The organism is Winogradskyella undariae, assembly GCF_013285155.1.
Taxonomy (GTDB): domain Bacteria; phylum Bacteroidota; class Bacteroidia; order Flavobacteriales; family Flavobacteriaceae; genus Winogradskyella; species Winogradskyella undariae.
In genome coordinates, this window is sequence record NZ_JABTEL010000005.1 from 106,770 (window position 1) to 128,957 (window position 22,188).

Consider the following 22,188-nt stretch of genomic DNA (forward strand, 5'->3'; position numbering starts at 1 on the left):
TTGAAAACGATTTTTTTTTAAACTTAAATTAAAAGTACTTCTTAGTAGATTTTCCCCTTGTCTTTTACGAAAATATTTCACTTTAACGGACTGCTGCATTATGTCGTGAAGATATCTTATTTAGTATTTAATACCGAAATAGCATTAAACAACTTTGTTTTTGTGTCAGAATCAAATACGTTGTTTATTGTGAATTTCTGATTCACTTCAATTTCAATTCCTAAATAATGTACTGAAAATTGTTTTCTTAAATAGGTTGTAAACCCATCAGCTTTTCCTAAATACGGATAGTTGAATCTTACGTTTAAGTTCGGGTCTTGTTTTAAAAGTTCTAACTTTAATTGTTTGCACAACTGTTTTTCTTGTTTGTTAGAAGAATTATACAATAAGCCAATATCACAGTTTCTATTTTCTCCATTTAAAGAAGGTGTAAAACTATGAATAGATAAATGAAGTACTGAATCACCCTTTTTAATAAAGCTTCTAATATTATCTTCTACAGATGTTCTGTACGGTAAATAATGGGTATTTATAATTTTTGTTTTCTCAATTTTAGCGAGGTCTTTTATATACTCAGAAAATAAATTTTTATGATGCAATGAACGATTTAGTTCTATTAATAAACGTGATGTTGTACTGAAATAGAAAGCATCAGACAGCGGTTTTAAAGTTTGAAATAGATCTAAAGCACCCAAGTCTAAAGCACGATGAGTTTTTAAAATAGCTTTGTTTTTAAAGTGCTTTTTGTAAGCCGTAGGGATTTCGTTTCCGCCATGCTCACAGGTTAAAATGAGTTTCAAGGTTGAAATAATTCATTAACTTGTAGACATTCTTGAAGCTGTCTGTAAACTGAAATAATATGAGTGTCATTATTTTCAGTGCCAACTGCTTTAAGTATTCTTGTAGCCAAAGTTCCTTCTTTTAAAATGAATTCGATGGCAGAGTAATGAGATTGTTGCAACTTTGGTTTTACAGATTGGTATAAGTGTTTCCAAAGATCACTAACATTTGAAGACTCTTTTAACCCGAATAATTTTAAATAGTCTTTATTTTCAATTTTAGAATTTTCGGCATGTTTTATCGTGTCATTTAAAATAGGAAATAAGTCTTCTTTAGTCCATGATTTTTGATCTTTCATAGTGCTAAATTCTTTATTGACTAAAGCTTTTAAGACTTCAATAATCAAAGCACAAATAGCAATATCTGCTTTAGGACATTCTTGAATATCTAGCAAACGTATTTCAATTGCATTTCTGTCAAAACGAGCAATAGCACCACGAGAATTTAGAAAATGTTGATCTAAAATTTTGTCTTTATCATAAGGTTGAATGGCGCGTTTTATAGGCTCTAAAATTGTAGCATAATAATCTAATTTTGAAAATGTCTGTTCTGGAATAACCAAACCCGTTAATTCAGGGATTTCTTTTTGATTCGTTTTATAAAACTCTAATCTTGTGTCTTTAAATCCTGTTATTTTTCCGTCTAAAATTGGTGAACTCGCAGATAATCCTGGTAAAATAGGTAAGATGATTCTAATTGCTGCATGTAGTTTTTCAAATTCCTTGTCATCATAAAAAGGTAGATTAATATGTGTGCTTTGCACATTACTCCAACCGTGACCTTTGCAATTGAAAATAGTATTGTAAAGTGCATAAACTTTACTATAACTGTGTTTCCAAAGTTGTGTATCTGTGTTTGGATTCATCAAAGGGTGAGATGCAGAGCCCAGAAGCTGTAAATCTAATGGCTTTAAAAGTGTATCAATTTCTAAAATGTTAGCATGGAATTTGTCGGATAAATCATCTGTGTTTTTTGCTGGTCCATTAGTTTTTAGTTCAATGACATGCGCGACCAATTCGTTACTCCAAGCAATAGCTCCGTTATCAATATCTGCTTCTAATTGACCCGCTTTTAAGGTGAGTAGTTCATCAACTTGAGGCGCAACTTTGAATGTTTTATTATTAACTAACATATATTCGAGTTCAATTCCATAAACTTCGAATAAGTGATATTTTTTAATCATTAATTTACTCTAATCGTTTTTTAAGTGCAGTAAGAATTTTTTTGTAAACGACATCTCCGTAATGCTCATCTTCTACACCAAAATCAATATTAGGATTGTCGTTAATTTCAATAACCATTAATTTGCCATCTACAACTTTTATGTCAACACCATAGAGGCCAAGTCCCATTAATTTAGCAGATTTTAGTGCTATATCAATAACATTTTTTGGCACATCTTCAATTGCTAAACAATCGGCGTCACCATCTTGTTCGTTTTTATTGGTTGCTTTCCAATTGTAAATTTGCCAATGTCCTTTTGCCATATAATATTTACAAGCAAAAAAAGGTTTATTATCTATAATACCAATGCGCCAATCATAATCTGAAGGACAAAACTCTTGAGCAATTATTAAATCAGATTCTTTAAGCATTTCTGTTACTAGAATATCATACTCTTTTTGTGTTTGTGCTTTTTTAACGCCAAACGAAAAAGTAGAATCTGGTGCTTTTAACACACAAGGTAATCCTGTTTGTTCTAAAACAGAATTCCGATTATTACTGTGTACAATGACTGTTTTTGGTGTACTAATGTTTGCATTGTTCATGGCTTCTGCCATATATACTTTGTTGCAGCATTTTAAAATGGCATTTGGATAATCTATGATCGCTATGCCTTCTTGTTGTGCTTTTCTGGCAAAAGTGTAGGCTTCATTATTCACCTCCGTGCTTTGTCTTAAAAATAATGCATCAAAAGAAGAGAGTCTCGATAAATCTTTGGGTTCAATAATCTCTGCATAGATATTCATCTTTTCAGCAATTTCTATAAACTTTTTTAAGGCTTTAGGATTACTTGGTGGAGCCGGATCATTGGGGTTAACTAAAATAGCCAAGTCAAAATCATGATTGGCAACTTTAGCAGTGTCATATCTTTTCTTAGAAAAATACTGATTAGCAAATTCGCGAACGCTAGGTTTGTGTTCTTCTGGAATTTCAGATTCTGAAATCGCTTTAATACCCTGAATGTTCCATTTTGTTGTATGGTTAAAATTAACACGTAAAAACGGAACTTGAAAATGCTTATAAAACAAAGCACTTAAGTTTTTGTATTTCTGAGCTACATTTTGTCCAAAATAAATACTTAGCGTAAAATCTTGCGATTTAATGTTCTTTAAGCTTTGTTGAATAACGTCATCAAATTCATCAGAGACTATTCTTACTAATTTTAAAGCTTTAAGATCTACAATGTTTTTTGTAGTTGGAATTGGTAAGTGACCTCTGGCTTCTGCCAAAAGTGATACGTAATACCCCTTAGATTGATACGAGTAATCTTTGCACAAATTAAAAATACGTGCATTTTTTAATAAAGAATACTTAGGATTTGTAAGATAATCTTGAGCAGAAATTACAGTTATATTATCAATTGAAAAGTTCCATTTTTCAGGTTGATTTACAACAATATATTTATTCATTTAGAGCGCATTACGCTATTATAATTTTAAGTAAATGTATATTATTTTTTAATTGCTTTTACATTCGTTTAAAAATATTTTTCAGATTTTAATGTGTTGAAAATAAGGTCTTAAATATAGTTCTATATATCGTTTTTTACTCTCTAATTACTATTGTAGGATTAATAAAGAATCCTTTTTTATCAATATTTTCATTAAAAAATTTAATTAATTCAGCTTGAGAATTAAAATCGGTTTCTTTTAGGTCTTTATTTACTTCAGAGAATTCTAATGTGTCATTTCTAAGTTCAAAACCAAAGAAGGAATTTGTTTTAACTCCGTTGTCATTTGTAACGATGTTTAAAACATTAAACCCTTTAATTTTTTTAGAATAAAAAATGATCTCTGTACTGTCGTTAGGAATCAGCTTATAACTCATTTCGTTGTTTTTTTTAATCAAAAGGGTTTCGTTAGTTTTTATATCAAGCCAAGTTCCTATTAATTCGGTATTGATTTTTTCATCATTTGGTAAACCAAATTTAGATTCTAATGCACAACTAACTATTAGAACCAAAAAGAATAGGCTAAAAATTTTATTTTTCATGATATGATTATTTATTGTAATTCAGAAAGTTAAATATATTATTATTACGCAAGGTTTATTTTACCCGATAAACAGGATATTGTAAATGAGCCTTCTCATAATGTTTACTTTGTTTATGTAACCAATCTAATTGTGCGTACCAATTATTTGCAAATTCATCATCATAGCTGATTTTTACATTAAATTCCATTTGAAGTTTTTTATTTCCTTTTAAAAGTTCTTCAGCTTTATCTTCCCAAACGTAAGGTGAGAATCCTTCTTTTTGTTGAAGAATAGTATCGAAGAAATTCCAATTAAAAAATGAATCTATAGCAGTTGGTTCTAATGTTTCAATTAAATAGCGTATTGCCTTTTGATTTGTAGAAATCAAATAATCACCTTTTCTAAATGTTATTTTTTTGCTAGACGTTGTTACTTCTGTATTGTAATGAGCGTAGTGCCCCTCGTAAGGTGATTTTCGGGTTTCATAATTTCCTATTTTATAAGATTCAACGGTTAGTGTTGTATCGTTTTCAAATTGAGTGAATGCCACATTATTTAATTTTAATAAATCAATGACGTTATGCCATCCTTGTGGAATGATATAGGCTTTAGGAATGGTAACAGAATCTGTAGCTTTAAAATAATCTTGATAATTAATTTCTTTAGTAAAAGGCTTAGCTCTGTCATATTTTAAACGTGTGGCTCCGGTAAGTTCACTCGGAATCATTTCGCCTTCATAACCTTTAAAATCCCTTGTTGATGATTTGGTGGTGTCAATTTCCCAGGCTAAAGGGTAATGGTTACCAGCAGTCCATAATTTAGCTTGTTCCTTTCTGAGTTTCGTTATTTTTTCACCTTGTTCTTCAGTGATTTCAATCATGCTTTTCATAACTTCATAAGTGCCTTCTACACGTTGCTTATAAGGTTTAAGCATGTGAGTTTCTACCATCATACCAAGCGTGTTAAATAAAGTAGTGTAACCCGTAGAATAACGAGGTGTATCTAAAAACTGTGAAAATCCAGAATCTGGTGTGCGGTTAAAAACATTGACATATGGTGTGATGTCCCAAGATTTAGCTTCTAGTTTTTGTTCTAATGTTTGCATCATTTCCGTGTGAATAAATTGGTCAAGCGGTCCTCCTAATTTATTATGCTGAGTAAATAAATGAGTTAGCGTATATTGATAATCTGCACCATTGCTAACGTGGTTATCTATAAAAACATCAGGTTGTACTAAATGAAAAATTTCAGCAAAAGTTTTAGCGTTTTCAGTGTCCGATTTTATAAAATCACGATTTAAATCGTAATTACGAGCATTACCTCTAAAACCATATTCTTCTGGCCCGTTTTGATTGGTACGCGTTGTAGAGTTTCTATTTAAACTTCCGCCAATATTATAAATAGGAATAGTTACCACAATTGTGTTTTTTGGAGCTTCTATTTTACCATCAACAATATCTCTAAAAAGCATCATGGTAGCATCAATTCCGTCAGATTCTCCTGGGTGAATACCATTATTAATTAAAAGAATTCTATTGTCTTTTCTTAAGATTTCAAAATCGTCACTAGAACCCTTCATGTTTAAAGTAACAATATGTAAAGGTTTGCCTGCGTCTGTATTACCAATTTCTTGTATTGATATTTCAGAATAAGTATTTGCTAAAGCTTCATAATAAGTAATAGTTTCGGTATAAGTTGCCGTTTCTAATCCTTCGCTTTTTTCAAATACAGTCGTAAAATCAGTTTTGGGTTGTGTTTCTGGATCAACAGGCTCAGTTGGTTTATCAGTCTTTTCGTTACAAGCAACTAATAATAACGTTAGGAATAATATTTTTTTCATTATGTAGAATTAGAGTGACAATTTACTTATAATAATTAACATGAAAACATATATACTCTATTTTGGTGCTCTAAGAGAATTTAATAATTATCTAATTAAATGAGGTGTTTTCTATATGTAAATAGGTTAGAAGAACAGGGGGGATTTTAACGTTATTTGTATATAAAAAATTATAACTTCGCGTTTAATTTTACACCCTTATTTATATTTAATGCAACAAACGACTAACACTATATTAATGATTCGTCCTATTAACTTCAGGATGAATGAACAAACGGCTGTCAATAATTATTTTCAAGAAGATTTGGATTTAAAAAATGCTGAAATTAATGCTAAAGCTCAGAATGAATTTGATGCTTTTGTAGAAAAGCTAAGAGCAGTCGGTATTAATGTTATTGTTGAAGAAGATGATAAATTAAACGATACTCCAGATTCTGTGTTTCCAAATAATTGGGTAAGTTTTCATAGCAATGGAGATGTTGCAAAATATCCAATGTTTGCAGAAAATAGAAGAAAGGAACGTAGAGAAGAAGTTTTTGTTAGGCTCGAGAAAGAAGGCTTTGTTATAGAGAATATAGTTGATTATACTTCTGCAGAACACGAAGGCTATTTTTTAGAAGGTACGGGGAGTGTAATCTTAGATCGCGTAAATAGAAAAGCTTACTGCGCATTATCTCCAAGAGCAGATGAAGAATTATTTATAGAGTTTTGTGAAGATTTTGAATATAGTCCTGTGATTTTTACAGCTTATCAGTCTGTTGAAAATAAAAGATTACCTATTTACCACACTAATGTAATGATGTGTATCGCAGAAAACTTTGCTGTAATCTGTTTAGATAGTATTGATGATAAAAAAGAGCGTAAAAGTATTGTAAAGCATTTAAGACAAGACGGAAAAGAAATCATTTCTATCACAGAAGCTCAGATGCATAGTTTTGCGGGTAATATGTTACAGTTGCAAGGTGAAAATGATAAACGTTTCTTAGTAATGAGTGAAGCAGCTCATAGTAGTTTATCTAAATCTCAAATAAACAGTATTGAAAAGCATTGTGCTATTATTTCAAGTTCATTAGAGACCATTGAAACATGTGGAGGAGGAAGTGCGCGCTGTATGATGGCAGAGGTCTTTTTACCTAAAAACTAATACCTAACTTCTAACTTACTTAAATATTATAGTGAAATTTATGCTAGGGATTCTGCTTTAGGTAGCTCTACAAAGAATTTACTACCTATATTTTCAGTACTGTCTACCCAAATTTTTCCGTTGTTTAGTTCTACTAAATCTTTGGCTATAGTTAAACCTAGTCCGGTTCCTTTTTCGTTTTGAGTTCCTTTGGTTGTGAAGTTTTTATTAGAAGCAAACAATTTATCTATATTGTTTTTAGAAATCCCAATACCTGAATCTTCTATGACAATTAAGGATTTTCCGTTTACATTTTTATTAGAAATCGTTATGATATCCCCAACTCTACAAAATTTAACAGCATTAGTAATTAAATTCTGAATAACAATTTCTATCATGCTTTTATCAGCATAAATAAAATCGCGTTGAGATTCATCAATTAAAATAATGCGCTTATCCTCAATTTTCTGTTCAACTAGTGCCATTTTATTATGAAACACTTCTTGAATGTTGAACAATTCTGGTTTAGGTTCTAAATTTTGTAGTTGCGATTTAGACCAATTTAATAAGTTAAATAATAAGGTTGAAGCATTATTAGCGTTTTCACTTAACTCTGGTATTAATTCGTTAAATTCTTCTTTAGAAATATTATCTTCTTTTAATAAATCTAAAAAGGCTTTGATAGAAGAAATAGAATCTTTTAAGTCATGAGAAACAATTGAGAAAAGTTTATCTTTTACTTTGTTAACTTCTTCTAAGTGATGTATCTGTTCTAATATAGCTTCTGTTTTTTCGTGTTCTTCAATTAGCTTATCTTCTTGTTTTTTTAATTTAATTTTATGTGCTTTAGTTTTTAATAAGCTATAAATTAAAAGGGATAGCAAAAAAATAATTATTGCAGTAGTACTATATAAAATAGAAGGTTTGTTGTGCCATCCTGCCTCTAATACTGGTGCTGAAGATTGTTCTGTAATTTCAATTTTGATGTCATCCTCAATTAAATTTAAATGTTCTATTTCTGTTGGAATTACAGGTGAAACTTTTTTATTTAAAGAATCTTTTAGATTGTGAAATTTATTCTGCCAAAAGAATGCTGTTTGGAAATATTCACGTGTAGAGTCCAATGCAATATGTAGTTTATAGTTTTTTAAAAGCTCTGTTTTATTATTTGTTTCCTGTGCAATAATGTAAGCCTCGTCTAGTTGGTATTGAGCTTGTTTTAAATTTTTATTCTGAAGGCTTAAATTTCCCATAGCATTTAAGGTTCTTAATATACCTTCTTTATTATTCTGTTCTCTATTATGTTTTAACCCTTCTTCTAAATATTGTGAAGCTTTATCATATTCATTAAAACGTAAGTATTCACTGCCTAGTTTTGGGAGAATTTCACCTTTTAAATCTTTATCTGTTTCAGGATCTAAAAGAGCCAGAACTTTTTCATAGTATTCAATAGCTTTTCGGTGCTCTTTTAAAAGCGAATAGAGTTCAGCAATGTTTTTTGTAGAGATTTTTATTCCCTCTATATCTTTAATGTGCTTTTTGATTTCTAAACCTTTAAAATTAAACTCAATAGATTTGTCTATTTGATTGGTCTTATAATAGGCTTCAGCAAGGTTATTATACGCTAAACTTAATTCTTCGTTTAGTGATTGTGCTTTAAAAATATCTATTGCCGATAATGAGTTTTGTAAGCCTACATAATAATTTCCGCGTTTTATTTCAATAAGTCCAATACTGTTACTCACTTTAGCAACTCCTATTGTATCTTTTATTTGTAAATATAAAACTCTAGATTTTTTGTAATTATCAATGGCGTTTAAATAATCATCACGTTGTGTGAAAATTAATGCTCTGTAGTAACAGCTTTCAGCTAAGCCTTTTTTATAATTAAGATCTTCGGCTAGTTTTGAGCTATTATTAATATAAAGTAATGCTTTACTGTAATTTTCATTTTTGTAAAGTTCATTTATAAGCATCAGGGATAGGTCTACTTTTGTAGAGTCTGCTTTTAAGTATGTTAATTGTACAGTTAGTTTGTCTATTTTTTCATTTTGAGAAAAAACAGATAACGATAAAAGACAAATAGCTAATGTTGATAATAGCTTTATCTTAAAATAGCGTAAAACGAACTGCGCTGTTTTGTTTTTAAAAACTTTGATAGAGGGACAAAAAAGTAAGTTAACACAAAACAATAACAACGTTGTTAATGTTTGATTATTAAGCTTCATTTATGTTTGGGACATATATTAATAGCCTTTCAAAAGTGCAATTAAGAATGGATATACACTAATATTTAAGATTTAATACCAATATATTAGTTGAAATGGTTTTTTTTTTTTTTTCGGTAAATTTATAACTGATTTATTAAGTGTTAATTTAACGTAATTAATAGTGTTTTATCGATGAATCTCGTTGTTGGTTTATAATATTGATTTTTAACAGGTTGTTTTTGAAAATAGTTAGGGTATTGATTAGACCTATTGGTTATATGAGTTGAATAATTATGTCCGTGCTGAGGTTTAATAAAACAATAAAACCGCTATCTTTGCAAACGTTTTAAAATACCAAAATACAGCAAAATATGAAGCTTCAAGAGACTTTAGAATTACATGTAAAAGCAGCGATTAAAGCGTTGTTTCAATCGGAATTACCATCAGTAGAATTTCAGGCAACACGCAAAGAATTTGCAGGGGATGTTACGGTTGTTGTGTTTCCAATGTTACGTGTAGTTAAAGGAAACCCTGTTGTAATAGGTGAGCAAGTTGGTCAATATTTATTAGATAATGTAGATTTAGTAAAGGGTTTCAACGTTGTAAAAGGGTTTTTAAATATTGAAATTAGTGACAGTTACTATTTTGAATTCTTTCAATCTATAAAAAACGAAGAGAAATTTGGTTTTGTAGATCATAAGGATGACGAAGCGGTAATGGTTGAGTATTCTTCTCCAAACACTAACAAACCATTACACTTAGGCCATGTTAGAAACGTACTTTTAGGTTATAGTGTGGCTGAAATTTTAAAAGCTTCAGGGAAAAAAGTTTATAAAACTCAAATTATTAATGACCGAGGTATTCATATTTGTAAAAGTATGTTGGCTTATCAAAAATTTGGTGAAGGTGAAGTGCCAACTCAAGATTTAAAAGGTGATAAGTTAGTTGGGAATTATTACGTGAAGTTTGACCAAGAATATAAAGCTGAAATTTCTAAATTAATGGCAGAAGGTCAGTCTGAAGATGAGGCTAAAAAGAACGCTCCTTTATTACTAGAAGCAAAAGAAATGCTTATTAAGTGGGAAGCAGGTGATGAGGATGTTGTTGCACTTTGGACTAAAATGAACCAGTGGGTTTATGATGGTTTTGATGTCACTTATAACAATATTGGAGTAGATTTTGATACCTACTACTATGAAAGTAATACCTATTTGTTAGGTAAAGAATTTGTTGCAGAAGGATTAAAAACAGATGTCTTTGTTAAAAAAGAAGACGGTTCTGTTTGGTGTGATTTAACAGAAGACGGATTAGACGAAAAAATTGTTTTACGTAGTGATGGAACTGCAGTATATATGACTCAAGATATTGGAACAGCAATTCAGCGTATCAAAGATTACCCCGATGTTGGAGGTATGGTTTACACGGTAGGAAATGAGCAAGATTATCATTTTAAAGTTTTATTCTTAATCTTAAAGAAATTAGGTTTCGACTGGGCAAAAAATCTATTCCATCTAAGTTATGGTATGGTAGATTTACCAAGCGGAAAAATGAAAAGTAGAGAAGGAACTGTTGTAGATGCTGATGATTTAATTCAAGAAATGGCAGATACAGCTGAAGAAATTTCTAAAGAATTAGGGAAGCTTGAAGAATACGATGAAGCAGAAAAAAGCGATCTTTATAAAACGATTGGTTTAGGGGCTTTAAAATATTACATATTAAAAGTAGATCCTAAGAAAAGAATTTTATTTGATCCTAAAGAATCTATAGATTTTCAAGGAAATACAGGGCCTTTTATTCAATATACTTACGCAAGAATACAATCGATATTAAGAAAAGCAAATATCGGTGCTGATGTTACTTTAAGTGCAGCTAATATTTCTTTTCATGAAAAAGAAAAGGAATTAATTAAGCAATTAGAGCAATTTCCTGAGATAATACAAAATGCAGCAGAACAACATAGTCCTGCGTTAATTGCTAATTATACTTACGAGTTGGTTAAAGGATTTAATTCATTCTATCAAAATGTATCTATCCTTGGAGCAGATACTGAAGAAGAAAAGAGTTTTAGAGTAGATTTATCTAAAACAGTGAGCCAAACGATAAAGAATGCATTAAGCCTTTTAGGAATTGCGGTTCCTGAGCGTATGTAAGATCGTAAATATTGATTGTTTTTTATATCAATAATTAAGTTTATATAAAACGTCTATCTGTAGAAGGTAGACGTTTTTTAGTTTAACCTTTTATTGTCTTATTAAAGCGGTATACATAACCTAAGCTAAGTTCAGAGAAGTCAGCCTGTCCTAGATTTGCATTAATATGTGCGCCAAAAAAAAGGTTGTGTTTAGGAGCTTTGTTGGTCGTCCATAAATAATATTTTAGCCCCATTCTTGCAGATACGGTTCGTTTTATTTCATAATACCAGTTAAGTTCACCTAAAACTTCTACGGTTTCATTATTAGCGTTTTGATAATCATAACCTTGATTAATCATCCAATCTATTTTGTAAAAAGGTTTGTAAATGTTGAGGCCTAAATTTAATTCAATTCCGATATGGTCAATTAATAATTCGGACGTGGCAAACAATCCAAAAGCAGTGGCATATCCATAAGGATTTTCTGTATAGTGCGGAAATTGTTCTTCAACTAAGGTTTCATTATTTTTTATATAGTCGTAATAATGTTCGTAGAATCGGTAATAGAATCCTCCTCCAAATTTAAAAGTGTTATTAAGTATTTTTCCAGCCGAAGCAGAAACAGTATAAACCTCCTTTTTAGTATTAAACTCTTTAGATAATACGTTTTGTCCTAGTCCAAATCTAAAAGATAAATAGGTTTGTGATTTAGATTTGAAGTCCGTTTTTTTTAAGTCAGATAAATTGTTTTGTTGCTTATTTATTTTGCGGAAATACTAGCTAATAAAGAATTTAAACCTTGGTTAGGTAATTTGCTATGTCCGTTAGAATGGTGTAATAAGCCGAGGCCAAATCTCCAATCTATAGTTTTTGTTTTAGCGACATCATAATATAAAAATGATCTAAAAGACCAATTAAATTTAGTTGTTATAGCTTTATTAAATCCGTTTGTTGCAATATTATATTGAGTGTCCATGTAAGAACTTCCTAAAGCAAGATGTAAGTTTAGACCATCTATTTGTCTTTTTAATATTGAAACTTCAATAAAAGGTAAAATGCTATAAGCGTGACCAATATTTTCGGTGTTTCCAAAGTCTGTATAACCAAAAGAGATTCCTGTTATAGGATAATTTAATCTTGCTGCCCATTCTTTATCTGGTTTAAAATTATAACACCCTAGACTTAAAAATAAGTTTTTTTGAAGGTTGGTTTCAGGAAAATCTGTATTCGCTTCTAATGTTTTTCCGATAAGAATTTCAGGAGTTAAAAATGAAGCATTCTCTTTTTGTATTGTTTGAGAGTAGCAATTTTGATATAATAGAGTAACAATTCCTATTGAAAAATAGAAGATTTTAAAGGCTTTAGAATACATTGATTGAGGTTGATTAGTGTCACAATTAACAACTAAAAATTGATTCTAAAGCTAAGATTTGGAGTGAATTGTAAAGATTGATTATTTATTTCTTTAATTTCTTCATCAGAATTTATATTGTAATAACGATTAATGATGTTTGTTTGATTAAAGATATTCCAAACAGAAGCCCCTAGTTCGGCTTGCACACCTTCGGAAATTGAAAAGTCATAAATAGCTGAAATATCTGTTCTAAAGTAATCGTCTAAACGAGAGCTATTTGGTGTTTTGTACTCTATAGTTGTACTGTTGGTGTTTTGAGTGTCTAATATTGAAGTGTAAGGTCTTCCCGAGTGCCAGTTTACGCCTAAGCCTATTTTTAAATGAGCAATATTATAAGTGATTGATGCATTTGCAACATGTCTTATGTCTAAGGTGTTGGGAAATGTTTTTTCTGAATTAAGCGTCTTAAAAATATAATCGTTTTTACTCCAAGTATAACCCAACCAGGTACTGAAGTTATTGAAACGTTTATTAATAAGAAAATCAAAGCCTTTTACGGTGTAGCTCCCAATATCATTAGTGAATTGAAACTGATTCTGAAATCCTTGACTCCTCGCTGTAATGTTATTTACGCCTTTGTAATAGCCTTCTAAAGATATTAGCAGGTTGTTTTGATTATAGCTGAGGCCTAGAGAGAATTGTTCGCTAGTAATTAAAGGAACGTCATCTCCATTTGCAAGTTGCCATCTGCGTTTTTCAATACCGAAAAAATCTTGTTGTAAATCAATAATTTGTGTTATAGATTGACTTTTTAGTTCGCCTAAAACTTCTAGTCTAAAATAATCTAGAAATTTATAATTTATAGAAAACCGGGGTTCTATTAAAAAATCAGATAACTTACTGAAATAATTGACTCTAGAGCCTAGTCTGATATGTGTATCTCGAGTCGGTGAATACCATTCAATTTCTCCAAAAAGTGAATGTGTTCTAATAATTTCTTTATTAAGACTAGTGTAATTCGGGTTTGTAACATCTTCAAAATAGGTAACGCTAACATCGTTAAACTGGTAGCCTGCATTAAAATTGAGATCATCACTAACGTTTTTTGTTATGTCTATTCTTAAACCAAAGTCTTCAACTTTATTTTCTTGTGTTAAAGACAGGTTGTTTAATGAATTTTGATTTGTTGCATCTAAATTATAACCTGAATAATAGGCTTGTGCGGATAGCTTAAATTTTTTATTCATTCTCTTAGAATAATTAGCACTCGCTCCATGACTTTCTTGGTTTAATTCGCTTCTGGTTTCTTGTAACTCATGGTCCGATGTTATAAAGGCTTGGTTATAATCTAAGTTGTTAGAGAGTGTTAATAAATTAAGTCTAAATTTAGATGTGTTATCAATATCATATAAAAACTTAACATTAAAATCGTAGAAAATAAAACGTTCATCCAAAGCTAGTTGGTTGTTGCTTGTGTTTGATTCGTTTAATTCTGAATCCTTAAAAATGCGATTAAAATAAGAATCGTAAGTTTTGGTAACTAATATATCCGTATAAGAGCGTCTTGCAGATACTTGAATCTCTGTTTTTTTAGATAGAGCTATTTTTGCAAAGCCATCTACACTTAAAAGATTTCCGCCAAGGCTGATTCTGTTTTTCTGATCTAATTCATCGGTGTTCTTGATAGCTATTGTGCTCGATACAGCATTTCCAAATCTTGCACTAGTTCCGTTTTTAGAAATTGTAATGCCTTCAGAAAGGTAAGGGTTGAAAGCAGATATCAATCCAAAAAAATGGCCAGATTGGTACATTCTTATGCCTTCATATAAAATTAAATTCTGATCATTTGTGCCACCTCTAACATTGATGTTAGAAACACGTTCGTCAACACTTATAATACCTGGTAAATTTTGAACTATTTGTAGAACATCGGGCTCTGTAAGTCCTGGTAAAATATCAAAAGCTTTAGTGTTAACTTCGATTGTTCCGTTGTTCAATTTAGATATCCCTTTGGTTAAATAGTTCGTTACAATAACTTCTTTTAGTTGTTGAATACCATTAGGGATATCTAATTCGTTTTGCTTAGATATGGTTACAAATCGATCACTTAATATTTGGAAATTAAGATTAGTGACAAGGTTTAATTGATTTATTGTTTCTTCTAATGAAAGGTTTGAGGTTAATGGAATAATTGAAATATCTTCAATAATATTAGTTTCAAAAGAAAATTTAATATTATGCTTTTTTTCTAATTCTATAAGAATTTTTGCAAGTGGTTTTTCTTCCTGTTGTCCTTGACTATGAGTTAGGTTACACAAAGAAAATATTAAAAATAAAAAACCTAAAAGCTTTAATTTTTTATTCACGTTTTAATAAAATAGACTTTCCTGATTTACTGTAGCTTAAATTTAAAGGTATTGTAATAGACTTTAGTGCTAAATCTAAATTATTATGTGTAAAACTTCCGGTAAACAAACGAGACGTGTCAATATTTTCTGTTGTAATACTTTCTTTATACTGATTTTCTAATTCTGTAATGACGTATTTAAGAGGTACACTTTTAAAACTGCTTTCTCCCTCAAGCCAAAGCGGTTGTAATATGTTTTCTTTACCTTCAGTAATTTGTTTACCATCTATAACTTTAAAACTGTTTCCAGGTTTTAGTTTTACCGTTTTACCATTATGTGCTACAGAAACAAGTCCTTCAAAACAAGTCACTTCAAAGTAAGAGCCACGTTGTTTTACATTAAATTGTGTTCCTAAAACACTAACGGTGCCATAGTTTGTGATAACATCAAACTTTTGACCTTTAGCAACTTTAAAAAAGGCTTCACCTTTTAGTTTTACAGCTCTAGTTTTATTCCAATTACTTTCATTAAAAATGACTGTTGAGTTTGCATTTAGATTTACACTTGAAGCGTCTGGTAATTTAATGATTGACTGCTCTGCAATTTTTGTATGAATTTCTGTATCTAGAGTTGTGGTATAATAATAAACACTAAGTCCTATCATTAAAATTGCAGCAATTTTAAATAAAGGTTTTAGCCAAGTATCTGTTTTAGTTGTCTTGGATTTAAGCTGAGGTTGTAAAGTTTTATAAGATGCTTCAGTAATAAAATCTGGAGCTTTAAAATCTTTTAGAGTAGAATCCATTTTTATCAACTGCGAATAATCCTCTAACTGTTCAAAAGCAATTTGCTCTTCAGTATTGAGGTTGTGATCTAGCCATTTTTTTATAAGTTCTTCTCTATTCATTTATTTCATTATCATTTATAACGATCATAATCAGATGCGTTTTAAAATATGATTTCAACTATATAACAGTTTAACTTTAAAAACTCCTACTTTTTTAAAGTTCATCTATTTCTTCTCTTAATCTTTTTAAAGCACCATAAATTCGTTTTTCAACCCCTTTTACAGAAATACCTAAGAGTTCCGCTATTTCTTTAAAGCGTTTGCCTTCAGCTCTATTCATTAAAAAAGCGACACGTTGTGCTTCTGTTAAATTGCTAATAGCTTTTTGTAATTTAATATGGTATTCTTTTTCTTCTAAAACAAACAGAGGTGTTTCGTTAGTTGTTCTTTTCTGAGGTTTTTCATTATATCTTAGAACAACTTTCTGGTGTGAAACAGCATTAAGCATTAAATTATTTGCTGTTGTAAATAAAAAACTCTTCGCTTTAGGCGGTGCTACCTTGCTACAATTTTGCCAAAGTTTAATAAATGCTTCTTGTACTTTGTCTTGCGGGTTTAAGTGTTCGCCAAATTTGTAGTACAGAAAATTGTGCAAGTTTTTAGCGTGCTTTTTGTATAAACGCTCAAATAATTGCGATTCACAAATGTTATCATGCAAAGGTTGACTCATGGTTTTTTATAGGGCTTACAAATTAGAAATAAATTTTTTAATTTGTAGGGTAGGGGATTTTTAATGTAACTTGTTACATAGTAAAAAGATATAACCCAAATCTTATGATTTTGAATTTTAATAAAACCCTACTTTACTTCCTTTTTGCCCTTTTTTGTCTTACATCTTGTCAAGATGAAATTAATGAAGTTGAAAATCCTACTGATGAAGAAACTATCCTTCCGAATTCTCTGTTAGTAAATCTAATGAGTAGTATGACTGCTAATTTTGATGCTGCAGATGATCTATTAGACGGAGGTAGTTGCTTTTCTGTTGAATTACCTGTGACAGTTATTGTTGATGGGATGAGCTTTATTATTGATAGCGAAGTTGACTTAGTGCAGCTAGAACAATTATATGGTGATTTTAGTATTGATGAAGAGGACATAGATGTTGAATATCCAATTACTGTAATTTTTATTGATTATAGTGAGATTGTGATAGAAAACGACGAGCAACTTATAGATTTAATAAATGAGTGTTCTGAGATTCAAGAAGAATATATAGAATGTGCAGATTTTGTTTACCCATTGTCTTTTTCTGTTTTTGATTCGGAATTTAGTTTAATTGAGACAGTTGTTGTTGATAATGACCAAGCATTGCATAACTTTTTAAATGATTTAGAAGAAGAGGATAATACATTAATAGTCAGTTTAAATTATCCTATTAATTTAGAATATGCTGATGGAGAAACTATTGAAGTCAATACTAATGAAGAATTAAGTGATGCCATAGAGGCTGCAGAGCAATTTTGTGAAGATGGAAATGATAACTGTGTAGAAGATGATATTTTGATAGATATAATGGAGTGTGCTTGGACTTTTACTGATGGCTCTGGGGATTTTCAAAATAATTGGATGATTTTTAATGCTGATGGGCAATTACAAATTTCTGAAGGAATGGCAGCATCTGCAATTGGTGGAAGTTGGGATTTATCTACAACAGAAAATGGTGTTGTTTTAACCTTATCCGAATTAACAGCATTTCAAGAAACACTAGAAGGTGATTGGCTTATTGTAGAATGTGAAGATGGTCGATTAGAAATTATTCGAGATGATTTAGAATTTACCTTAGAACAAGATTGCAATTTAAACAACCCATTTAGCTGTTTTAGTAATTATGAAATCACAACTTGTAATGGTTCTAATAACATTCCTATTTACAATTTAAGTGCTAATACCATTGGATTAGTAGGTTGTATTGTTCCTTATTTTTCTTCTTTTCATGAAACACTAATAGATGCAGAAAATAACACCAATGCTATAGAGAATACAGAGGCGTTTGAAACTTTAGTCAGTCAAGTATATTTAAGAATTGAAGCCATAAATGGTGAATATGAAATCTACGGGATAACATTAATTGGAGAAGATTGTAATGCTGGTAGTTGTACAGAAGGAGATATAGAAGGTATACTTACTTCATGCTTATGGAATATAATCAACTATAATGGAAGTGATAATTTAGCGAGTTATAATCTCGATTTTGAACAAGACTCAGGGATTATGGTTGTTTATGGTGCTGATAGTATAATAGATGCTGGTTGGTCACTATCTCAAACAGACGATGGTGTTATTATAGCGTTTTCAAATGTTGCCGCACCAAACATACAAGCTATAAACGGAAGTTGGTTAATTGTAGAATGTACGGAAAACCAACTGGTTTTGCATAATATTACAAATAGTGATCTCGAAATAGTACTAGATCGTACCTGTGAATAAATAAAAATTTTAAGTTAGTTGATTCGGAAAAAGGGCTGCTTGCCATGAGTAGCTCTTTTTTTATGGGTTTATTTCATTTAAATTGAAAGAAAATAATGATTCTTTCGGGAAACTATTTTAATAATTTTTAGTCTTTCACACTTAGATTAAAATCATTTTCTTAAACACATTCATAATTCCCTCATAAATTCTTAAATTTGCAACTTATTAAAATAACACAGACTGCTAATTCGCAGACTGAAAATAGAATACTAGAAACATGTTCAATAATTTAAGTGATAAGTTAGATAAAGCGTTACACGTATTAAAAGGTCATGGAAGCATTACAGAAGTTAATGTTGCCGAGACACTTAAAGAAGTAAGAAGAGCGCTTTTAGATGCCGATGTTAACTTTAAAATTGCTAAAGAATTTACCGTTCGTGTAAAAGAAAAAGCACTTGGTCAAGATGTATTGACGACGTTACAACCAGGTCAATTAATGGTGAAACTCGTAAAAGATGAGTTAACTGAATTAATGGGGGGTGATGCCGAAGGACTTAATCTTTCTGGTAATCCGAGTGTAATTTTAATGTCAGGTCTTCAAGGATCTGGTAAAACTACTTTTTCTGGTAAACTTGCCAATTATTTAAAAAACAAAAAAACTAAGAAACCTTTATTAGTAGCCTGTGATGTTTATCGTCCTGCTGCAATAGATCAATTACATGTTGTAGGAGATCAAATCGGTGTTGAGGTTTTTAGTGATAGAGGAAATACAGATCCTGTTGCAATTTCTGAAGCAGGTATTGCTCATGCTAAAGCAAACGGACACAACGTGGTAATTATTGATACCGCAGGTCGTTTAGCTGTAGATGAAGCCATGATGACTGAAATCTCTAACATTCATAAAGCAATTAAGCCACAAGAAACATTATTTGTTGTGGATTCTATGACGGGGCAAGATGCTGTTAATACAGCAAAAGCCTTCAATGATATCTTAAATTTTGACGGTGTTATCCTTACCAAATTAGATGGTGATACACGTGGTGGTGCTGCAATTTCTATTAAATCTGTAGTAAACAAGCCAATTAAATTTATTGGTACTGGTGAAAAGATGGAAGCAATTGATGTTTTCTATCCTTCACGTATGGCAGATCGTATTTTAGGAATGGGAGATGTTGTTTCTTTAGTTGAACGTGCACAAGAGCAGTTTGACGAAGAGGAAGCAAGAAAACTTCAAAAGAAGATTGCTAAAAACCAGTTTGGCTTTGATGATTTCTTAAAACAGATTCAGCAGATCAAGAAAATGGGTAATATGAAGGATTTAGTAGGCATGATTCCTGGTGCAGGAAAAATGATGAAAGATATCGATATCGATGATGATGCTTTTAAAGGAATTGAAGCCATTATTCATTCTATGACACCAGAAGAACGTGCTAACCCTGCAGTAATAAATGCAAGTCGTAAAAAGAGAATTGGTAAAGGTTCAGGAACGTCAGTTCAAGAAGTAAACCAACTCTTAAAGCAGTTTACTCAGATGAGTAAAATGATGAAGATGATGCAAGGTGGAGGCGGAAAACGTATGATGCAGATGATGCAGAATATGCCTAAGTAGAGTTTAAAGCATTTGTCTTTAAAACAAGCTTCAGTAGATTTTTAAAATATTATAATTTATAAACCAGTAATTTTTTGCGCAATAGCGCTTTTGCAAGAAAACAATAACCAAAAGCATGACAATTTTAGACGGTAAAAAAGTAAGTAACGATATTAAAAACGAAATCAAAGCTGAGGTCGATAAGATGAAGGCTAATGGTGAAAAAGTGCCACATTTAGCAGCTGTTATAGTTGGTAATGATGGAGCAAGTTTAACTTACGTTGGTAGTAAAGTTAGAGCGTGTGAGCGTGTTGGATTTGAATCTACTATGGTAAGATTATCAAGCACAACTAGCGAAATTGAATTATTAGACAAGATCGCAGAATTAAATGCTAACGATGATATTGATGGTTTCATTATTCAGTTACCATTACCTCCTCAAATTAATACGCAGAAAGTATTAATGGCGGTAGATCCTAATAAAGATGTCGATGGATTTCACCCAATGAACTTTGGAAAAATGTCTTTAGATATGTCAACGTTTATTCCTGCAACTCCATTTGGAATCTTAGAGTTATTAGATCGTTATGGTGTTGAGACTAAAGGGAAGCATACGGTTGTTATCGGTCGTTCTCACATTGTTGGTCGTCCTATGAGTATCTTAATGGGAAGAAAAGGTTTTCCAGGAAACTCTACAGTGACACTAACACACAGTCACACTAAAAATATTACACAAATTACATCTCAAGCAGATATAATTATTTCAGCATTAGGAATTCCTAAATTCTTAAAAGCAGAAATGGTTAAAGATGACGCTGTAATTATTGATGTAGGAATCACACGAGTTCCTGATGATTCTGAGAAAGGTTACTATATCACGGGTGACGTAGATTTTGAAACAGTAAGTAAAAAAGCAAGTTTTATAACACCAGTTCCCGGAGGAGTAGGACCAATGACTATTGCTATGCTGTTAAAGAATACGTTAATTGCTAGAGACCAACATAGAAATAATAACTAAAAATTAGTTAATATTAAAAAAGGGCAATAATTTTATTTATTGCCCTTTTTTTATGTGTTAGATTTTAATTTAAAAGATTTCTACTTCGCAAAAAGTTGACTACTGTCTTTAAAAGATTTAAATTCTAAAGCATTTCCTGAAGGATCTTTAAAAAACATAGTGGCTTGTTCGCCTACTTGTCCTTCAAAGCGAAGGTATGGTTCAATAATAAATTTAATATGTTTTGATTTTAGTAACTCGGCAAAGTCATGAAAAATTGCCCATTCTAAAACCACACCAAAATGTGGCACAGGAACATCCTTTCCATCAACTAAATTAGTAGCAATATCTTCTGTCTGCTTTTTTTTATAATGAATCACTAATTGGTGTCCAAAAAAGTTATAATCAACCCAATGATCACTACTTCTCCCTTCTTCAAAATTTAAAATATTACTATAAAAATTTCTGCACACAGAGAGATTATCTACAGGGATAGCTAAGTGAAAAGGTGATAATGCCATAATTAACGTCCGTTTTTTCTAATGGTTTCTTGGCTTTCTTCAAATGTTTTATCAGAATCACTAATCAATTCCGTTAAGTCCTTAAACTCTTCTTTCGTTAATTCTCTATATTGACCTGAAGATATATCAAGCTTTACATTCATTATTCTCACACGCTTTAAAGTTTGTACTTCATAATTTAAGTACTCACACATTCTACGTATCTGGCGGTTTAAACCTTGAGTTAAAATAATACTAAACGTAAATTTATCAATTTTCTTAACCTTACATTTTTTAGTACGCTTATCTAGGTCTTCAATATAGATTCCACCAGACATACGCTCAATAAAGGTTTGAGAAATCTGTTGATCAACAGTAACAATGTACTCTTTCTCGTGATTATTGCTAGCTCTTAAAATCTTATTAACGATATCTCCATCATCTGTAAGTAATATTAATCCCTCACTTGGTTTGTCTAATCGACCTATAGGGAAAATACGTTTTGGGTAATTGATATAATCAATGATGTTGTCTTTTTCAACACGTGTATCTGTGGTACAAACAATACCGACAGGTTTGTTAAAAGCTAGGTAAACAAAGTCTTGTTGGCGTTCTCCGATGATTTCTCCATCGACTTTTACGATATCTTCAGAGCTCACTTTTGTTCCCATTTCAGGTACAACATCGTTAATTGTTACACGGCCCGCATCTATTAATCGATCTGCGGCTCTACGAGAGCAATATCCGGCTTCGCTGAGGTATTTGTTAAGGCGTTTTAATTCTTGTGACATGCTGCAAAAGTA

General features: G+C 31.0%; 18 protein-coding genes. 5 read left to right on the forward strand and 13 right to left on the reverse strand.

Going from position 1 to position 22,188, the window contains the following annotated elements; genetic code table 11:
• Positions 1–116 precede the first annotated feature (116 nt).
• The 5 genes from HSX10_RS09030 to HSX10_RS09050 form a co-directional block, all read right to left on the reverse strand.
• Positions 117–800, reverse strand: coding sequence for an N-formylglutamate amidohydrolase (locus HSX10_RS09030; protein ID WP_173587888.1), 684 nt, complete (start codon positions 798–800; stop codon positions 117–119).
• Positions 797–2,023, reverse strand: coding sequence for a glutamate-cysteine ligase family protein (locus HSX10_RS09035; RefSeq protein WP_173587889.1), 1,227 nt, complete (start codon positions 2,021–2,023; stop codon positions 797–799). Before HSX10_RS09035 ends, HSX10_RS09030 begins: the two co-directional genes overlap by 4 nt.
• Positions 2,024–2,027: 4 nt before the next feature.
• The gene (locus HSX10_RS09040; protein ID WP_173587890.1) at positions 2,028–3,473 is read right to left on the reverse strand and encodes a RimK family ATP-grasp domain-containing protein; all 1,446 of its coding nucleotides are present in this window, start codon (positions 3,471–3,473) and stop codon (positions 2,028–2,030) included.
• A gap of 136 nt (positions 3,474–3,609) precedes the next feature.
• Complete coding sequence (locus tag HSX10_RS09045) at positions 3,610–4,056, reverse strand: hypothetical protein (protein ID WP_173587891.1); 447 nt, start codon at positions 4,054–4,056, stop codon at positions 3,610–3,612.
• 55 nt (positions 4,057–4,111) lie between these two features.
• Positions 4,112–5,878, reverse strand: a complete 1,767-nt coding sequence (locus HSX10_RS09050; RefSeq protein WP_173587892.1) for a M14 family metallopeptidase — start codon at positions 5,876–5,878, stop codon at positions 4,112–4,114.
• Between the two features lie 211 nt (positions 5,879–6,089).
• On the opposite strand from HSX10_RS09050, the gene ctlX reads away from it, so the two are divergent.
• Positions 6,090–7,022, forward strand: a complete 933-nt coding sequence (gene ctlX / locus HSX10_RS09055; protein ID WP_173587893.1) for a citrulline utilization hydrolase CtlX — start codon at positions 6,090–6,092, stop codon at positions 7,020–7,022.
• A gap of 38 nt (positions 7,023–7,060) precedes the next feature.
• Here the strand turns inward: ctlX and HSX10_RS09060 are convergent, their stop codons facing one another.
• A complete protein-coding gene (locus HSX10_RS09060) occupies positions 7,061–9,229 on the reverse strand; it encodes a tetratricopeptide repeat-containing sensor histidine kinase (RefSeq protein ID WP_217363256.1) in 2,169 nt (722 codons plus the stop codon).
• A gap of 353 nt (positions 9,230–9,582) precedes the next feature.
• Between HSX10_RS09060 and argS the strand changes: the two genes are divergently transcribed.
• Complete coding sequence (gene argS, locus HSX10_RS09065; RefSeq protein ID WP_173587894.1) at positions 9,583–11,361, forward strand: arginine--tRNA ligase; 1,779 nt, start codon at positions 9,583–9,585, stop codon at positions 11,359–11,361.
• 82 nt (positions 11,362–11,443) lie between these two features.
• Here argS and HSX10_RS09070 read toward each other — a convergent pair whose 3' ends face one another.
• The 5 genes from HSX10_RS09070 to HSX10_RS09090 form a co-directional block, all read right to left on the reverse strand.
• Positions 11,444–11,701 (reverse strand): hypothetical protein, encoded by a 258-nt coding sequence (locus HSX10_RS09070; protein WP_173587895.1) that lies wholly within the window; start codon positions 11,699–11,701, stop codon positions 11,444–11,446.
• A 401-nt stretch (positions 11,702–12,102) separates the two neighbouring features.
• A complete protein-coding gene (locus tag HSX10_RS09075) occupies positions 12,103–12,714 on the reverse strand; it encodes an acyloxyacyl hydrolase (protein WP_173587896.1) in 612 nt (203 codons plus the stop codon).
• 32 nt (positions 12,715–12,746) lie between these two features.
• Complete coding sequence (locus tag HSX10_RS09080) at positions 12,747–15,062, reverse strand: TonB-dependent receptor plug domain-containing protein (protein ID WP_173587897.1); 2,316 nt, start codon at positions 15,060–15,062, stop codon at positions 12,747–12,749.
• Positions 15,055–15,951 carry a FecR family protein gene (locus HSX10_RS09085; protein WP_173587898.1) on the reverse strand — a complete coding sequence of 299 codons (897 nt, stop codon included), beginning with the start codon at positions 15,949–15,951 and terminating at the stop codon, positions 15,055–15,057. Before HSX10_RS09085 ends, HSX10_RS09080 begins: the two co-directional genes overlap by 8 nt.
• Positions 15,952–16,045: 94 nt before the next feature.
• Positions 16,046–16,561 carry an RNA polymerase sigma factor gene (locus tag HSX10_RS09090; protein WP_173587899.1) on the reverse strand — a complete coding sequence of 172 codons (516 nt, stop codon included), beginning with the start codon at positions 16,559–16,561 and terminating at the stop codon, positions 16,046–16,048.
• 104 nt (positions 16,562–16,665) lie between these two features.
• On the opposite strand from HSX10_RS09090, the gene HSX10_RS09095 reads away from it, so the two are divergent.
• The 3 genes from HSX10_RS09095 to HSX10_RS09105 all read left to right on the forward strand — a co-directional run bounded on the left by HSX10_RS09095 (position 16,666) and on the right by HSX10_RS09105 (position 20,906).
• On the forward strand, positions 16,666–18,318 hold the full coding sequence (locus HSX10_RS09095; RefSeq protein ID WP_173587900.1) for an FIDD domain-containing protein: 1,653 nt from the start codon (positions 16,666–16,668) through the stop codon (positions 18,316–18,318).
• A gap of 259 nt (positions 18,319–18,577) precedes the next feature.
• The gene (gene ffh / locus HSX10_RS09100; RefSeq protein WP_173587901.1) at positions 18,578–19,909 is read left to right on the forward strand and encodes a signal recognition particle protein; all 1,332 of its coding nucleotides are present in this window, start codon (positions 18,578–18,580) and stop codon (positions 19,907–19,909) included.
• Between the two features lie 115 nt (positions 19,910–20,024).
• Entirely contained in the window at positions 20,025–20,906 is an 882-nt protein-coding gene (locus HSX10_RS09105; protein WP_173587902.1) for a bifunctional 5,10-methylenetetrahydrofolate dehydrogenase/5,10-methenyltetrahydrofolate cyclohydrolase, read from the forward strand.
• An 80-nt stretch (positions 20,907–20,986) separates the two neighbouring features.
• Here the strand turns inward: HSX10_RS09105 and HSX10_RS09110 are convergent, their stop codons facing one another.
• Positions 20,987–21,409 carry a VOC family protein gene (locus tag HSX10_RS09110; RefSeq protein WP_173588022.1) on the reverse strand — a complete coding sequence of 141 codons (423 nt, stop codon included), beginning with the start codon at positions 21,407–21,409 and terminating at the stop codon, positions 20,987–20,989.
• Entirely contained in the window at positions 21,409–22,176 is a 768-nt protein-coding gene (locus HSX10_RS09115) for a pseudouridine synthase (RefSeq protein ID WP_173587903.1), read from the reverse strand. Before HSX10_RS09115 ends, HSX10_RS09110 begins: the two co-directional genes overlap by 1 nt.
• Between the last annotated feature and the right edge of the window lie 12 nt (positions 22,177–22,188).

Excerpts from the sequence above, each read along its gene's own strand:
- HSX10_RS09035 (WP_173587889.1), bottom strand. The coding sequence starts at position 2,023 with ATGATTAAAAAATATCACTTATTCGAAGTTTATGGAATTGAACTCGAA.
- HSX10_RS09040 (WP_173587890.1), bottom strand. The coding sequence starts at position 3,473 with ATGAATAAATATATTGTTGTAAATCAACCTGAAAAATGGAACTTTTCA.
- HSX10_RS09045 (WP_173587891.1), bottom strand. The coding sequence starts at position 4,056 with ATGAAAAATAAAATTTTTAGCCTATTCTTTTTGGTTCTAATAGTTAGT.
- HSX10_RS09050 (WP_173587892.1), bottom strand. The coding sequence starts at position 5,878 with ATGAAAAAAATATTATTCCTAACGTTATTATTAGTTGCTTGTAACGAA.
- ctlX (WP_173587893.1), top strand. The coding sequence starts at position 6,090 with ATGCAACAAACGACTAACACTATATTAATGATTCGTCCTATTAACTTC.
- HSX10_RS09060 (WP_217363256.1), bottom strand. The coding sequence starts at position 9,229 with ATGAAGCTTAATAATCAAACATTAACAACGTTGTTATTGTTTTGTGTT.
- argS (WP_173587894.1), top strand. The coding sequence starts at position 9,583 with ATGAAGCTTCAAGAGACTTTAGAATTACATGTAAAAGCAGCGATTAAA.
- HSX10_RS09070 (WP_173587895.1), bottom strand. The coding sequence starts at position 11,701 with ATGATTAATCAAGGTTATGATTATCAAAACGCTAATAATGAAACCGTA.
- HSX10_RS09075 (WP_173587896.1), bottom strand. The coding sequence starts at position 12,714 with ATGTATTCTAAAGCCTTTAAAATCTTCTATTTTTCAATAGGAATTGTT.
- HSX10_RS09085 (WP_173587898.1), bottom strand. The coding sequence starts at position 15,951 with ATGAATAGAGAAGAACTTATAAAAAAATGGCTAGATCACAACCTCAAT.
- HSX10_RS09090 (WP_173587899.1), bottom strand. The coding sequence starts at position 16,561 with ATGAGTCAACCTTTGCATGATAACATTTGTGAATCGCAATTATTTGAG.
- HSX10_RS09095 (WP_173587900.1), top strand. The coding sequence starts at position 16,666 with ATGATTTTGAATTTTAATAAAACCCTACTTTACTTCCTTTTTGCCCTT.
- ffh (WP_173587901.1), top strand. The coding sequence starts at position 18,578 with ATGTTCAATAATTTAAGTGATAAGTTAGATAAAGCGTTACACGTATTA.
- HSX10_RS09105 (WP_173587902.1), top strand. The coding sequence starts at position 20,025 with ATGACAATTTTAGACGGTAAAAAAGTAAGTAACGATATTAAAAACGAA.
- HSX10_RS09115 (WP_173587903.1), bottom strand. The coding sequence starts at position 22,176 with ATGTCACAAGAATTAAAACGCCTTAACAAATACCTCAGCGAAGCCGGA.